The following is a 14,815-nucleotide window of genomic DNA, read 5'->3' on the forward strand; positions in this document are numbered from 1 at the left end:
GCTGAGCGGGGCATGTCGTAGTTAAGCACGTGGGTGATATCGTCAATGTCGATACCGCGAGCTGCGACATCTGTGGCCAGCAAAATATCGACTTCGCCTTTAGTAAAGCGGCCTAAGGCTTGGAAGCGCTTTTTCTGTTCCATGTCACCGCGCATAAAGGCACAAGAAATGCTTTCTTTTAGTAGCAATCCCTCAAGGCTGGCAACTACTTCGCGAGTCTTGACGAATACTATGGTGCGCTTAACCGACTCTTGGCGTAATAAGTTGCACAGTAAAGCAAACTTATGGGTTTGATCATCAGCCAAGTGGATCCATTGGTGGATTTTGGCTTTTTCGCTGCGAGGGGCTTCCACATCGATAGTAACAGGATCATCAAGCAATTCCCGCGCGAAACGCTGTACTCCACCGCCTTCTAAAGTAGCTGAAAATAGCATTTTTTGCTTACAACCTTGAGCCTCAATAGCGATAGTTTTCACTACTGAGGAGAAGCCCATGTCTAGCATGCGATCGGCTTCATCTATGATCATGATTTCGACTTCGGTTGCATCAAACTTGTTCTTATCTAAGTATTCCATCAAGCGGCCAGGGGTGGCAATCATGATGTCAACATTGCCTGCTAAGGCTTCTTCCTGAGGACCATAAGGGACGCCACCAGTGACGATAGAGATGTCTAGGCCTAAATCTGTTGCCAAATGACAAGCGTAACGATGAATTTGGCTGGCTAATTCGCGAGTGGGTGTCAGTACCAATACCCTAGCTTGGCCTTCAAAGCGTCTTGGGAAATCAATCAGGTGTTGCAGCGCAGGCAAGAGAAAACTGGCTGTCTTTCCCGTTCCAGTCGGGGCTTTAGCAAGAATGTCCTCCTGCTCCATGGCCAAAGGTATAGTCTGTTGCTGAATGGTGGTTGGGGTGATATGCCCCATGGCCCTGAGTGAGTCGAGTAGACTATGGTCTAGGTGGAAATCTTCAAATAGCATGCGCTTAGTGTCTCTTAAGTGTCTCTGGAATTTATGGGCTTATCTCATGGTAGCCGTGCATTATAGCCCAAGATTAAAAACCGCACTAGGATAATACTATGCCACATAAATCAGAGGGGATTTCATGGCCATTTATCTGGTATTACTGAGGCGAACTCGAGATTCGCTATTGCGCACTTTTAACATGCTAATTGCCGTTTTTATTACCCCTTTAGCCGCTTCTTTTAATTGCTATTTCAATTGATGGTCATAACTTCAAATAAAAATCTTTACAGATACGGGCCATTTCTGGGCCATATTCCCCCTGTGTATCACGGATATACAGGCTGTTTTCTTCACCTTGCAGCTGCCTTTTTAATATCGACAAATATTGGCTTTCCCCTACCGCCAGTTGCAAGGGCTCGCGTCCGGCTCCTGAGTGCTGCAAACATAGAATGACTCGATAGGGCGTTTTACCCTTAACGCTAGCAATCAGGCATTGGTCGCTGAGTTCAAGTCCTGCAGCCAGGTAAGCTGCAGTGGCACTGTTTAAGCTTTGCAGCGGTAAGATAATGGTGCTCACTCCTTGAGGCGCTAGCAAACCTTTTATGGCATTAAACAGCGCTTCAAAAGGCAAGTTATGGGTATGGCGGGCTGTGGCTCTGTGCGTCGATTGTGATAACGGACCTTGTTCGAAAAATGGGGGGTTACTGATGATATGCTCAAATTGCTGGCTGGGGTTGATGCTTGCGTCGTGACTGGCTTTAAGCTTGTGCGTGCGGTCATCACAATAAGCTTGTATCGAGCTATTAATAACTTTAATGCGTGTGTGCCAAGGGCTATTGGCAATGTTACCTTGGCAGGCTCTTGCCGCTTTTGCATCTAACTCTATGGCGACAATCTGGCATTCTGCTTGAGTTCTTTGGGCTGCCATTAAGCTTAGTAGGCCACTACCTGCACCAATATCTAATATGGATTTTGCTTTAGTCAACGGCGCATAGGCACCTAGTAGCACGCCATCAGTGCTAACTGCCATGGCGCATTGGCCGTCATCGATATGAAACTGCTTAAAGGTAAATGCCATAACGCCATAACTATAATTAGTGAAATGTAAGTGAAGCTAAACGGCCTTTATTGTAGCGTTTTTTTCTCCTACCAATGGTATTAATTATTAGCGCAATTTGAGAACTCAACACTTTCTCTTATTTTTTACAGCAACATAAAGTTAAACGTCGGCCTAAGACTTGTTTCAAGAGAGTGCTTTTGATAGTCGAGGTTGATTTGAGCTTGCAATTTGACCAGCAATGCTAGGGTGTTGCTGATTTTTGACAAGATCAGCAGGTTTTTTGAGCGTTTAAAACGTTACTGGCAAAATAAGGCTTAACTTAATTTGTTTTCAAGCTTAGTCTGAAGCATATTCTTATGAAGTTAATAGTATCGAAAAGTTTACAGTTGTTAGCGCTACTGACGGTTATCCTCTGGATTATTTAGCCTCAATGGCTTAACTTGAATCCAATGGATACAAATAATTAACAATTTAGCTCTTATTTTAGCTTTGCCGCCATGAGCTTAGATGGATTCTTAACTAACCCTAGCTGAAGGAAGGTTAGTTGCTTGAGAGCAGTTATTTTAAATTAGTTACTTGATGCGGGTTACTGAGTTTTGGCCAAGATAAGAAGTGCTCAAAGAAGCAATAAACATAAATCATTAACAAGGAATTACAGTGCAGAATAATAAAATGAGTGTCACTGACACTATCGGCTTAGGCTTTATGACCTTCGCGTTCTTCTTGGGTGCGGGCAATATTATTTTCCCACCTTTTGCTGGCATGCTGGCTGGCGAAAATATGATGTCAGCCATGCTCGGTTTTCTTATTACAGCTGTTGGTTTGCCTTTGCTCGGGCTTATCGCTATTGCAAAATCTAACGGTAAAGTGACGGCGCTGTTACCTGCATTTGCTGCAACCGCATTAGCTATTACTATTTATGTGATTATTGGTCCAGCCTTCGCTGCCCCTCGAACCAGTTTGGTGGCGTTCGAAATTGGAGCAAGACCTTTTATTGACAATCCAGATCTCACTATTTTGTTAGCGGGCAGTGAATTCAACTTGCCGCAACTTATCTACACCACAGTGTTTTTTATTATCACTATGTTGCTGGCGTTATTTCCCGGCAACTTGCTTGACAGTGTGGGTAAGGTATTAACCCCTATTCTGCTTGTGCTATTAATGGGCTTAGCGCTTGCTGTTATTTTACTACCAGGTGCCGACGTTGGCGCTGCTGTGGGAGCTTATCAGACGAGTCCATTAACTAAGGGGATTTTGGAAGGTTACAATACTATGGACACCTTAGCCTCTTTGATGTTTGGTATTCTGATTATCGATTTATTGCGTAAAAAAGGCGTAGAGGATACTAAGGCTCAAACTAAATATCTGATAAGAGCTGCATTTATTGCTGCTGGCGGATTAGCCTTTGTGTATGTGTCCCTGTTCTATCTTGGCGCTACAGCAGGCACCTTGGCTGAAGGAGCCACTAACGGCGGTCAAATTCTAACCAATTTTGTTAATCACGAATTTGGCGTAACTGGTACCTTTATGTTGTCTTTAGTGGTGACATTGGCTTGTTTGACTACGGCAGTGGGCCTAGTTACGGCTTGTTCTGAGTATTTCAACGAACTTATTCCTGCATTGTCTTACCGTTTATTGGCTGTGCTGTTCAGTGTGACATGTGCCGTGGTTGCTAACGTTGGTCTAAGTGAGCTAATTCGCATCAGCATCCCGGTATTAATGACTATATATCCAGTGGCCATTGCTCTTGTGATTGTAACGCTATTGACCAATCGATTTAATCATCCTGTGTTCGCCCATAGAACAGTGCTAAGTGTGGCGTTATTTTTTGGTGTTTTCGATGGTTTGCAAGCTGCGGGTATCGATATGAGCATGCTTGATTTTATGCCTTTACATGCCGAAGGTATGGCTTGGTTACCACCGACTTTTATCGCTATCCTAGCGTGCTTATTCATGCCTAAATCAGCGCAAGTTGCTCAAAGCTAACAAGTTAGATATTAGTGAGCTGTTAGCCATTAACTCAAGTCGTTAGCCATTAACGGCTTGGGTTATGCTAATCTAAGTTATCTGTGTTCAGTATTGAGTATCTCCTTTGAATTTAGCTATCAGCGTTTGTGCAGTGGTTTTAAGTAAAGAAAACTATTTCCGTGAATAAACGACCCGTAACAGCCGACCCTATTATCGATGTCTTCTTAGATGCACTCTGGTCAGCAAAAGGACTGAGTGATAACACTCTTACCTCCTATGGTACAGATTTACGCCATTTTCAGAATTACCTTTTAGCTAAAAATCTAGCCCTGTTGGATGCCAACCAAGAGACGGTTCGCCAATATCTTGAATGGCGACAAGAGCAAGGGTTTGCCAAAAGCAGCACTGCAAGATTGATGAGCAGCTTAAGGCGTTTTTATGCTTATTGGTTGTCAGTTAAACGCATTGATATCGACCCGAGTGCAAAGCTTGCTTCACCAGCCTTGAGCCGAAAGCTTCCAGCGGCGCTTAGCGAAGCCGAAGTTGACGCGCTTTTGTCTGAACCTGAAGCTCAAGAGCCAATAGAAATTCGCGATAAAGCCATGTTAGAGCTGTTATATGCAACTGGGCTTAGGGTGACAGAGTTAGTCAGCTTAACTATGGATCAAATCAGCCTGCGCCAAGGTTTAGTACGTATTACCGGTAAAGGGGGCAAAGAGCGCTTAGTGCCACTTGGGGAGCTTGCGGTTGCAGAAGTGGAAATTTATCTTAGTTTAGCCCGCAGTGAATTGCTTAAAGGCAAGCAAAGTGAAGTATTGTTTCCCTCAAGGCGCGGCACCATGATGACCAGACAAACTTTTTGGCATCGTATCAAGCATTATGCTTTGCGTGCAGGGATTGCCACTGAGCTATCACCACATACCTTGCGTCATGCATTTGCCACTCATTTACTCAACCACGGCGCAGATTTAAGAGTGGTGCAGTTACTTTTAGGTCATAGTGATTTATCGACCACACAAATTTATACCCATGTAGCAAAGGCGAGACTACAAGATTTACACCGCCAACATCACCCAAGAGGATAGGTTAATCTGCGCTGGCTTCGCGTGGTGGCAATTGAATGAGTTTAGTTACATTTTCTATGGGTATCTTGGTTGCAATATCTGCCTATTCGCTGTAACTTTTGCGGTAATTATCGGGTCTATTGAATTAAGTGACACTATATTGTCCCTTCATGGCATTTGACTGTGTGGATGGCTCAACCAAATTAGGATGTTAAATGAAATTAGCTCAGTTTTTTTCTCTTATTGCAGGCTTGGCACTTGTGCCTATGGCAATGTCGGCCACGGCGACAGATAACACTAACGAGACCAAGATTAAACAAAAGCTTCAAGATACTTTAGGCGTTAGCATTAGCTTGATGCAGGATTCTCCAGTTGAAGGTTTATACCAAGTGTTAACCGATCGTGGGGTTATTTATGTAACTAAAGATGGTGGAAAAATTTTCCACGGTAATTTGTACGATCTTGATAACGATATGAAAAACCTCACCGAAGCCGCCTTACTTGGCCCGCGAGTAACCATGCTAAAGCCATTTGAGAAAGATATGCTGGTCTATAAGGCTAAAAATGAAAAGCATGTCGTAACCATATTTACCGATGTGGATTGTGGCTATTGCCGTAAATTGCATGCTCAGATGCAAGGTTATAATGATTTAGGTATTACTATCCGTTATTTAGCATTCCCACGTGCAGGTATTCCATCAGCTAATGCCGATGAAATGCAGGCTGTATGGTGTGCTAAAGATCCACTAAAAGCCATGACAGATGCTAAAAGCGGCGAGAATGTTAAAGCAGCCAGCTGCAATATTGATATTGAAAAACAGTATCGCTTAGGCATGGCCTTTGGCGTTAGTGGTACACCAGCACTTATCTTAAAAGATGGCACCTTAGTGCCAGGCTATCAGCAGCCAAGTGATTTACTGCGTACCCTAGAAGCACATCTATAGGCATAATAAGCCATCAGTTTATCCCTTCAAAGGTGGGCCTAGGCTCACCTTTTTATTAATGCCGTTTTCAAGGGGGTTAAGTGTCCCATTCCATTGTTCGTCGTCCATTGCTTGATACAAGCCATCTTCCTGCTGATATGCCACCATTGCTTCAACAAATTTTTGCTAAACGTGGTGCAGCCTTTGATGACTGCACACTGGCGCTAAATAAATTATTGCATCCTAAGAGCATGAAAGGCTTAGCCGCTGCTGCAAGCATAGTGGCGGATGCCATCATGGGAGATAAGTCGATATTAATCGTTGGTGATTTTGACGCCGATGGCGCAACGTCCACCTGTGTATGCATATTGGCACTGCGGATGATGGGAGCTAAAAAACTTGATTATCTCATTCCTAATCGCTTTGATTATGGCTATGGATTAAGCCCTGAAATTGTGGCACTAGCCTATAGAAAAGATGCCCAATTATTGATAACCGTCGATAACGGTATCTCATCCATTGAAGGCGTTGCAGCTGCGAAAGCTTTAGGTATGCAAGTGGTGGTTACAGACCATCATTTACCGGGAAAAACTCTCCCCAATGCCGATGCCATAGTGAACCCGAATCAAGATGGTTGTGAGTTTGCCAGTAAAGCCATTGCTGGGGTGGGAGTGGCCTTTTATTTGATGTCGGCGCTGCGCCAAGAATTAAGGGCAAGAGATTGGTATCAGACTCAAGCACTCGCTGAGCCAAATTTAGCCGAGTTATTGGATATTGTTGCCTTAGGCACAGTGGCAGATGTAGTGGCTTTTGATAGAAATAACCGTATTTTAGTTCAAGCGGGGTTGCAAAGAGTCAGAGCTGGGCGCTGTCGAGTAGGAATTACCGCACTGCTTGAAGTGGCAAAACGTACCCCTGAGCGCATCGTTGCCGCAGATTTTGGCTTTGCAGTAGGCCCAAGATTAAATGCTGCTGGTCGTTTGGATGAAATGGCCTTAGGGGTCGAAACTTTATTGTGTGAGGATATCAACCTTGCCAGGCGCATGGCCACTGAGCTTGATGGATTAAATGCTGAGCGCCGTGAACTTGAGGCCGATATGCAGCAAGAGGCCCTTAAAACGCTAGCGTCAATCACCTTAGATGAGACCCAGTTACCATGGGCTATTGCCTTGTTTCAGCCAGACTGGCATCAAGGGGTGATCGGGATTTTAGCATCGCGAATTAAGGACAGATATCACAGGCCAGTGATCGCCTTTGCCGATGCCGGTGATGGCAGTATTAAAGGCTCGGCTCGCTCTATAAAGGGCCTACACATGCGGGACTTATTAGAGCAAATCAATACTCAGCATCCAGGAATGATCCTCAAGTTTGGTGGTCACGCCATGGCGGCAGGACTCACATTAGCGGCGGATCATTTTAAGCAATTTAAACGTGCTTTCGATGATGCGGTTAGGGGCTTATTAACCCAAGATCAACTCACTGGCGAAGTGTTATCAGACGGTGAGCTTGCGGCTGCACACATGACGCTTGAAACCGCCATGCTATTGAGAGATGCAGGTCCCTGGGGACAGCATTTTGAAGAGCCAGTATTCGACGGAGTATTCACCTTAGTGCAGCAGAGACTTGTTGGTGAGAAGCACCTTAAAATGCTGCTGGAAACGCCCTGTTCCAGTTTAATGCTCGATGCCATTGCATTTAATATCGACTTAACCATGTGGCCCGATGCTACTGTCCGGCAAGTTCGCGTTGCCTACAAACTGGACGTTAACGAGTTCCGAGGTAAGCAAAACCTGCAGCTAATGATTGAGCATTTAGAGCCAATTTAAATAAGTATACTTATAAATAGTCTTTGTCTTATGGCTGTTGTTTATTGAGGTACATTTGTTGATCGGCAAGGGCAAGTAAATCGTCGAAAGTGTCAGTATTTTCAGGGCTGATAAACACATAACCATAAGAGAAACTATAACAAGGCAAATCATCCACTTGGGAGTCTTGCTTCAAGCGTTCAACAAATCCACTTAGTTGGGCGGAGGTTTGAATTTGTGCCAACATTAAAAACTCATCTCCACCCCAACGGCAGATAAGATCGCAACTGCGACAACTTTGACGTAGTCTTGCTGAAAAATCGGCAAGTACCGCATCACCGACAGCATGACCAAAGGTGTCATTAATGGGTTTGAATTGGTTAATGTCAAAATAAATTAACACTAAGGTTTGATTTAGTCTTGTGGCTAGTTCTCTGTTTTTAATCAATATATCACTAAACCCACGGCGATTGTAGATATGAGTTAATGGATCTGTGTAGCTTTGGGTAAGCAGTTGATTGCGTACGTAGAAATGAGATAAATCTGAGTTGATCACATCGCGGATCACTGTGAGTAATTCAATAAATTGCTCTTGGTAATCACTGGCCTTAATATCCATGACGCACAAGGTGCCAAATGGATTACCGTTAGGCCAGAAAATGGGTAAGCCTAGGTAAGAAACTAATTTATCTTGGGTTAACTCGGGATTATTTTGCCACTTTGGATCTTGACTGGCATCTTTTATATAAAGCGGCGCGGCGGTGCGGACAACTTCATGGCAATAAATGTTGACTTCAGGCCCCATGCTTTGGCCGGCATGATACGGATTTTGTGGTTTATTAGCGGCAGATAAGATCTCAATGCCTTTAAGATTAGCTTGAGTGATAAAGGCGGCGGGGGCATCGAAGATATTCGCTATAGAATCTACAAGGCGTTGCCAGCGGTCCCAATCAATCTCGCTCACTTCAATATTCTTGATAGAATGATTTAGGTACAGCTCAGCGCTAAGGGATGCCTTGGTGAAGGTCATGACAGTTTCCTTTATTAGATTACGGTCAAGTTATCCATTTGAAATTAAATACATATTTAATCCTTTGCTATGTATGAGCCCCCGTCATCTAGTGTGATTGAATGCTAGCTAGGTGAATGATGGAAAGCCTGTGGAAATATCTTAATAAAGCCTAGCTAATAATTGTGCTTGCCGCAAACCTTAGCGGGATAGGTATCACGACAGGTCAGAGGCAGCTTTTATTGCGCCTTTATTTTGCTGTCATTGCGCTTTTTGTACTTTTGCCACACAGGGCTGTGTAACAAAAGTGTATTGAGGTATTGGCTGATTGATTGCTTTGACGCCTTGTTTAGAGCAGTACACTTTTAAGTACTCTTTGCCAATTACCACCCATAAACCTGTCGCGATCCGTTGATTTAAAACGGGCTTTTGCCAGCGCATCATCGATACGACTCATGCGATCTATATGATTAAGCTCAGGGATCACCACATGCTGAGGTTCCAGCTCAAAGCCTAGGACATTTCTGTCCCTTAAGCTATGCCACCACTCTAAGTATTCCTTTACGCCTTGGCTATTATCGTTATCGAGGGCCAATAAGTTTTCCTGGCCTCTGAGCGGAAAATCATTGGCGATGGCAACGCAGTCAACGCCGCCTACTCGGTTAATGTGCTCAAGTTGGCGAATGTAATCATCAATTGTGGGCTTAGCCTTGTTGGTGAGCCAAAAACTCATCATAAACACTCCAAACACACCGCCAGAGTTGGCAATTGCGCGGATGACCTCATCAGGGGAGCAGCGGGCGTGATTGACGAATTTTCTTGCAGCGCCATGGCTTTGCACTATAGGAGCATTGCTGGCCTTGGCGGCATCGAGGGCGGTTTGCGGGCTTGAGTGGCTTACATCTATCAGCATATTACGTTGGTTTAACGCGCTGACAAGTTCATGACCTGCTGCTGTTAAGGGAAGGTTTAAGCCCTGTGTGCCATCATTATCTAATGCACCGCCAGCAAATTGATTACCATAGTGATGAGTTAATTGCAGTACTCTTAGCCCTTGCTGGTGCAAGGTGTCAAGTTGCTGCCAATTCGCCGCCTTGCCAGTATGTTCAATGTCTTGCTCGACGCAATCAGCCCCTTGAATTTGAAAGTACACCGCAGTGCGAGATTGAGCCTGAGCTAAGATGATGTCATTACCGCTTAACCCTTGAAGGTAGACTTCTGGGTGGTCTTTGACTGTCTTTGAGGCTTGTTTGATACTCTTGTTGCAGGCATCAAAGGTGCGTTTGTAGTTTAAGGTGCCATCAGCTTGGGTGATGGTTTCTATGGCCGAGATATCGGCGATAAAAGCATCGAGCTTAGAGGCGGGGACATCACGGAGATCAATAGGTAAAAATGACAGTCCATCTATGTACAGACGTGGGCTTTTAGCCCAGGTTGGCAGTGATGCAAAAGGGCTCAGTAAACTGGCTGCGCCAAGGCCTTTTAATAGGGTTCGGCGGGTGGAATCGTACTGAGCTTTTGTCATGGTGATCCTTTTATTTGTTAAGTGGCCAAGGCTTTTATCTCATTTGCCAAAGCGGTTAAACCATTGGTTCTGGAAGGGCTTAATTGGCCACTTAATCCTAAATCATTAAAATACTGCTCAAGGTCAAATGCGTGTATATATGCTGTTGTTTGGCCTTGAGTGGCTGCAAGTAAGAGTGCGATAAGGCCTTTAACAATTCGAGCCTCGCTGTCGGCAAGGTAAAAATGTTGGCCTAGTTGCTGATGATGATAAAGCCAAGCTTGGCTTTCACAGCCTTTTACTTGGGCGCTCTCTTGGCGAAGTGCCAATGGCACTGGGGTTAAATATTTGCCTAGCAACATCAGTTGGCGGTATTTCTCTTGCCAGTTGTTAGCGGCTTTGATCAGGCTAACGCCTTGACTAATTTCCTGCGGTAACTCATTGAATAAGCTATCACAGTCTTGAACACTTAGGTTACTCATTGATGGTAAATTCCAGATTAAATCGACATTCTGTTAGCTAAGGCGTTAATACATTTGACCTAGCGGGCTGATTTGTGCTTAAAGCAACTCAAGCCATGAAGTCATTAATACAGCTAAAGCCATTAAAGTAAGAGTGCTTTCACTTCTTTAAGGGCATGAATAAGTTGGTCAATGTCAGCTTGGTTACTGTAGAGGCCAATAGAGGCACGGCAACAGCCCTTTAGGTTAAGGCTGTGCATCAGTGGCATGGCGCAGTGGTGACCACAGCGAACCGCAACACCTTGCTGATCAAGTAAAATCCCTACATCTTGGTGATGCTCACCTTTAAGGTTGAACGCCACCGCGCCGACATTGGTATTAACTGCGCTTATTACCCCGTAGAGTTCAATGTCCCCAAGCTGTAGTAATTGTTGTTGCAGGTAATGCAGCAGCTGCTGCTCATGCATGAACATTTGCGCCCTTGGCAAGTCATTTATAAAGTCGATGGCCGCGCCAAGCCCAATGACTTCAGCGATAGCTGGCGTGCCAGCCTCTAAGCGATTAGGCAGTTCACCAAATTCGGTATGAGTAAAGCTTACGGTTTTTATCATTTCGCCGCCTGTCATCATGGGGCTTAGGCTATCTAATACTTCAAAACGGCCATATAAAATACCTACACCGGTTGGGCCATACATTTTGTGCCCAGAAAACACATAAAAATCACAGTTTAAGTCATCAACATCCACTGACATGTGGGCGATGGCCTGCGCGCCATCCACTAAGGTGAGAGCATTATAGTGTTTGGCTTTATTGACTAAGTCTTTGACTGGATTCAATGTTCCCAAAGCGTTGGAAACATGGCATAGGGCCACTACTTTAGGCCTTAAAGTCAGTAACGCTTCATAGGCGCTGATGTCTATTTGGCATTGTTTATCCAAAGGGATGGCTTTAATAATTGCGCCAGTGCGCTTTGCAAGCTCTTGCCAAGGAACGATATTGGCATGATGGGCTGCGGTATCGATAAGGATTATATCCCCTTTAGATAACGTACCGCTTAAGCCAAAGGCCACCATGTTGATGGATTCTGTAGTGCCATGGGTAAAGATGATTTCATCAAGGCGCTTAGCATGAATAAACTGCCTGACTTTGTGGCGTACAGCTTCGTATTGGCTGGTTACCCGAGCAGACAGTCTATGGGCTGCCCTGTGCACATTGGCATTATCTTGCTGATAATAGCGCTGCATGGCATCTATGACTATTTGTGGTTTTTGGCTGGTGGCGGCTGTATCAAGGTAGCACAGAGGCATGGCATCGAAGCGTTGAGCTAATAGCGGAAATTGCTCACGTATGTTTTGGTGGCGCCACTGGCTGATGTTTGCTGCTGTGTCTGAATTATTCGATGCTTGACTCATAAAGGCGTGTGTCTATCTTGATAAAATAAAAAGGCATCAAGATCTTCAGCGATCTTGATGCCCATTGCAAGGTCTGTGTGGACGATATTGAGTTTAGCCTATTATTTCAGTATTGCCTTAAGGACATGGAAAGCGATAAAGGTCAGATAATTCATTGATACGCCCTATAAGCTCACTAGATAAGCTTAGTTTATGGCTGTCGATGTTTTCTTTTAGCTGCTGTAAATTTGTGGCGCCTATGATGTTGGCTGCGACAAATTTACGGCTATTAACAAAGGCTAGGGCCATCTGTGCCGGTGATAACCCAAACTCACGGGCTAAATCCACATAAGCTTGGGTGGCTTCCAGTGCCATTGGCGTGCTGTTATAGCGGGCAAAGCGTTTGAAGACAGTAAGCCTAGCGCCTTCTGGCCATTGGCCTTTTTCATATTTACCCGTTAATGCGCCAAAGGCCAATGGAGAGTAAGCCAGTAGCGGGACTTCTTCTCTGTGACTGATTTCAGACATGGCAATTTCATAGCTGCGGTTAAGTAAGTTATAAGGATTCTGCACGCTAACTATTCTTGGTAAATCGTGTTTTTCTGCCAGCTTTAAATATTTCATAAAGCCCCAAGGGGTTTCGTTTGAAATCCCTATGTAACGAACTTTGCCTTGGCGGACGATTTCACTTAATGCTTCTAAGGTATCTAAGATGGGAGTGTACTGCTCATCTTGTTGATCTTCATACATCATTTGGCCAAAAAAGTTGGTATTACGATCCGGCCAATGCACTTGATATAAATCTATGGTGTCGATCTGCAAGCGTTGAAGTGAGTCATCAACCGCTTGGTGAATGTTACACCAATCCAACGCCATCTTTGGGCGAATATAATCGCCTTTTCCACCAGGGGCGGCTACCTTGGTCGCTATGATGAGATCATCTCGATTGCCCTGAGCTTTGAGGTAGCGCCCAAGAATGCGTTCTGTCTCCCCTTGGGTATCAGCTTTGGGGGGCACAGGATACATTTCGGCAGTATCGATGAAGTTAATACCTTGGCCGATGGCATAGTCTAATTGTTCGAAGGCTTGAGCCTCTGTATTCTGTTCACCCCAAGTCATGGTGCCAAGGCAAATTTTACTGACTTCAAGACTTGAATGAGCAATGCGTTGATATTCCATTTATTTCTCCTACGGAATAGAGATAGCTTGAGGCTAGCAAGCTTTGGCAGTGTTGCAAAGTGGCAAAAATAAAACGCTGTGTGAGTGATTGAATAATGCTCAACTCAATTTAACTCAGCTCAGTTCAATTCAATTCAACTCAGTCCAGTCAATCTAGCTCTAGTCTCATGGCGATTTCGCAGGCATCGTGGCCAGTTTCACCTAAATGCTCACAGGGCACGAAGCCAAGCTTTTGGTACAAGGCTAAAGCTTCAACTAGCACTGCCGTGGTCTCAAGATAAATACTGCTGTAACCTGATTTTTTAGCAAAATCAATTGCCTGTGCGGATAGACGCTTAGCCATGCCCAAACCACGGATAGCGGGCATGAAGTACATTTTTTGTAACTCGCATACCTTGGAATGCCCCGCAAGTGGTGCTATGCCAGCGCCGCCGCAGATGCTTCCTTGATATTCAATAACCCAGTAATGAGCGTTATTGGCTTGATAAACAACACTTAAAGTATCCAATGTTTTATCGGCAACCCCATAGCCTTTATCAGCCGTGAGGCCATATTGCGCCGAAACCGCGCGAATAACGGCGGCAATTGCAGCATCATCAAGTGGCGTGAGGCTGCGAATATTAGGTGCATGAGTCCTGTCATTCAAAGCTGGCTCGTCAGTCTGCAACTGGGTTGTCATTGAAAAAATCCTCATTGATTAACGGCGCCATGGCGAGCACTAAGGCTTGGGTATAATTGCCTTCACGGCTAGCAAGACCTTGGGTTAATAGGCCGATAGCACCGCCTTTTTGCTTAATATTATCGGTATTAAATAGCCTGTCCATCACATGGCCTAATTCTTCCCCAGCGACTAGTGCCTGATAGACATTACTGGGCAGGGGCAGTTGAGCGCTGCGGCCTATGGACTGTTTATCTTTATGCAGAATAACCATATAAGCAAAAGTCGCTGCGCCGTACTCAAAGTTATCTACGCCGCCTTCTATGGCCACATAAAAATCCGCCAGTGCTTGTTGCTGGCAATAACGGGCACGATTGATGGCGCCTAAACGAGTTTGGGCTTCGGTCATCGGCTGCTCTGGCACTAATGAAGGAGCGTGCATTCCGCTGCACTGAACCTTGGCTTGGGGAAAGTACTGTTCGATAGCCGTTTTAGCCGCGTTGATTTTAACTGGGTTGGTTGAACCGACTAAAATAGAGATGGTTTGGATAGAGGGAGTTTGCATAAGCTTAAAAACTACGTCCTTTTAGTGTGTTGGGGAGGGCTTATTCAGTCACTGATTGATAAGAGTATTAGTGCGCTTGTTATACTAGCGCCTTGAGTTCTTTATTTAAAACGTTAATCCCCCTTAAGATATATAAATCTTGTTTAGCCATGGTGAATTTAACCACTTTTTGTTAACTTAGTCCCATAATTAAGATTAAGCTAAATTGCCATGCTTAACTAATCTCTAAAAATACAAAGACTTATCTTTTTCGTTAACTTGGCCTG

12 protein-coding genes and 1 pseudogene are annotated in these 14,815 nt (G+C 44.6%); 4 read left to right on the top strand and 9 right to left on the bottom strand.

All coding sequences use genetic code 11. The annotated features are described in order from the left end of the window. Both srmB and H5073_RS04110 read right to left on the bottom strand, forming a co-directional pair. Window positions 1–977 (bottom strand): ATP-dependent RNA helicase SrmB (srmB, locus tag H5073_RS04105; protein WP_182677273.1); only part of this gene is annotated, 977 nt, incomplete at its 3' end. Window positions 978–1,224: 247 nt separating this feature from the next. Further along, window positions 1,225–2,040: a methyltransferase gene (locus tag H5073_RS04110; RefSeq protein WP_182677275.1), complete on the bottom strand. Its 816-nt coding sequence runs from the start codon at window positions 2,038–2,040 to the stop codon at window positions 1,225–1,227. A 639-nt stretch (window positions 2,041–2,679) separates the two neighbouring features. Here H5073_RS04110 and brnQ point away from each other — a divergent pair. The 4 genes from brnQ to recJ all read left to right on the top strand — a co-directional run bounded on the left by brnQ (window position 2,680) and on the right by recJ (window position 7,803). Beyond that, complete coding sequence (gene brnQ / locus H5073_RS04115; RefSeq protein ID WP_182677277.1) at window positions 2,680–4,008, top strand: branched-chain amino acid transport system II carrier protein; 1,329 nt, start codon at window positions 2,680–2,682, stop codon at window positions 4,006–4,008. A gap of 155 nt (window positions 4,009–4,163) precedes the next feature. Next, window positions 4,164–5,075 (top strand): site-specific tyrosine recombinase XerD, encoded by a 912-nt coding sequence (xerD, locus tag H5073_RS04120; protein WP_182677558.1) that lies wholly within the window; start codon window positions 4,164–4,166, stop codon window positions 5,073–5,075. A 194-nt stretch (window positions 5,076–5,269) separates the two neighbouring features. Beyond that, window positions 5,270–5,998 carry a bifunctional protein-disulfide isomerase/oxidoreductase DsbC gene (gene dsbC / locus H5073_RS04125; protein WP_182677279.1) on the top strand — a complete coding sequence of 243 codons (729 nt, stop codon included), beginning with the start codon at window positions 5,270–5,272 and terminating at the stop codon, window positions 5,996–5,998. Window positions 5,999–6,078: 80 nt separating this feature from the next. Then, entirely contained in the window at window positions 6,079–7,803 is a 1,725-nt protein-coding gene (gene recJ, locus H5073_RS04130) for a single-stranded-DNA-specific exonuclease RecJ (RefSeq protein WP_182677281.1), read from the top strand. 28 nt (window positions 7,804–7,831) lie between these two features. Here the strand turns inward: recJ and H5073_RS04135 are convergent, their stop codons facing one another. From H5073_RS04135 to yjjX, 7 genes and pseudogenes are all read right to left on the bottom strand, one after another. Then, complete coding sequence (locus H5073_RS04135) at window positions 7,832–8,812, bottom strand: sensor domain-containing diguanylate cyclase (RefSeq protein ID WP_182677283.1); 981 nt, start codon at window positions 8,810–8,812, stop codon at window positions 7,832–7,834. Window positions 8,813–9,140: 328 nt separating this feature from the next. Continuing rightward, window positions 9,141–10,316 (bottom strand): membrane dipeptidase, encoded by a 1,176-nt coding sequence (locus tag H5073_RS04140; RefSeq protein WP_182677285.1) that lies wholly within the window; start codon window positions 10,314–10,316, stop codon window positions 9,141–9,143. A gap of 17 nt (window positions 10,317–10,333) precedes the next feature. Next, window positions 10,334–10,777: a SufE family protein gene (locus tag H5073_RS04145; RefSeq protein WP_182677286.1), complete on the bottom strand. Its 444-nt coding sequence runs from the start codon at window positions 10,775–10,777 to the stop codon at window positions 10,334–10,336. A gap of 122 nt (window positions 10,778–10,899) precedes the next feature. After that, a complete protein-coding gene (locus H5073_RS04150) occupies window positions 10,900–12,168 on the bottom strand; it encodes a cysteine desulfurase (RefSeq protein WP_182677288.1) in 1,269 nt (422 codons plus the stop codon). A 117-nt stretch (window positions 12,169–12,285) separates the two neighbouring features. After that, entirely contained in the window at window positions 12,286–13,326 is a 1,041-nt protein-coding gene (locus tag H5073_RS04155) for an NADP(H)-dependent aldo-keto reductase (protein WP_182677290.1), read from the bottom strand. 148 nt (window positions 13,327–13,474) lie between these two features. Next, window positions 13,475–13,945: pseudogene (locus H5073_RS04160) on the bottom strand (GNAT family N-acetyltransferase); the annotation flags it as partial. A gap of 37 nt (window positions 13,946–13,982) precedes the next feature. Continuing rightward, on the bottom strand, window positions 13,983–14,549 hold the full coding sequence (gene yjjX / locus H5073_RS04165) for an inosine/xanthosine triphosphatase (RefSeq protein ID WP_182677294.1): 567 nt from the start codon (window positions 14,547–14,549) through the stop codon (window positions 13,983–13,985). Window positions 14,550–14,815: the final 266 nt, after the last annotated feature.

It is taken from the genome of Shewanella sp. SR44-3 (assembly GCF_014163735.1).
Classification (GTDB): domain Bacteria; phylum Pseudomonadota; class Gammaproteobacteria; order Enterobacterales; family Shewanellaceae; genus Shewanella.

Coding starts and splice junctions, on each gene's coding strand:
- dsbC (WP_182677279.1), top strand. CDS start 5,270: ATGAAATTAGCTCAGTTTTTTTCTCTTATTGCAGGCTTGGCACTTGTG.
- H5073_RS04155 (WP_182677290.1), bottom strand. CDS start 13,326: ATGGAATATCAACGCATTGCTCATTCAAGTCTTGAAGTCAGTAAAATT.
- H5073_RS04145 (WP_182677286.1), bottom strand. CDS start 10,777: ATGAGTAACCTAAGTGTTCAAGACTGTGATAGCTTATTCAATGAGTTA.
- H5073_RS04150 (WP_182677288.1), bottom strand. CDS start 12,168: ATGAGTCAAGCATCGAATAATTCAGACACAGCAGCAAACATCAGCCAG.
- yjjX (WP_182677294.1), bottom strand. CDS start 14,549: ATGCAAACTCCCTCTATCCAAACCATCTCTATTTTAGTCGGTTCAACC.
- H5073_RS04140 (WP_182677285.1), bottom strand. CDS start 10,316: ATGACAAAAGCTCAGTACGATTCCACCCGCCGAACCCTATTAAAAGGC.
- H5073_RS04110 (WP_182677275.1), bottom strand. CDS start 2,040: ATGGCATTTACCTTTAAGCAGTTTCATATCGATGACGGCCAATGCGCC.
- H5073_RS04135 (WP_182677283.1), bottom strand. CDS start 8,812: ATGACCTTCACCAAGGCATCCCTTAGCGCTGAGCTGTACCTAAATCAT.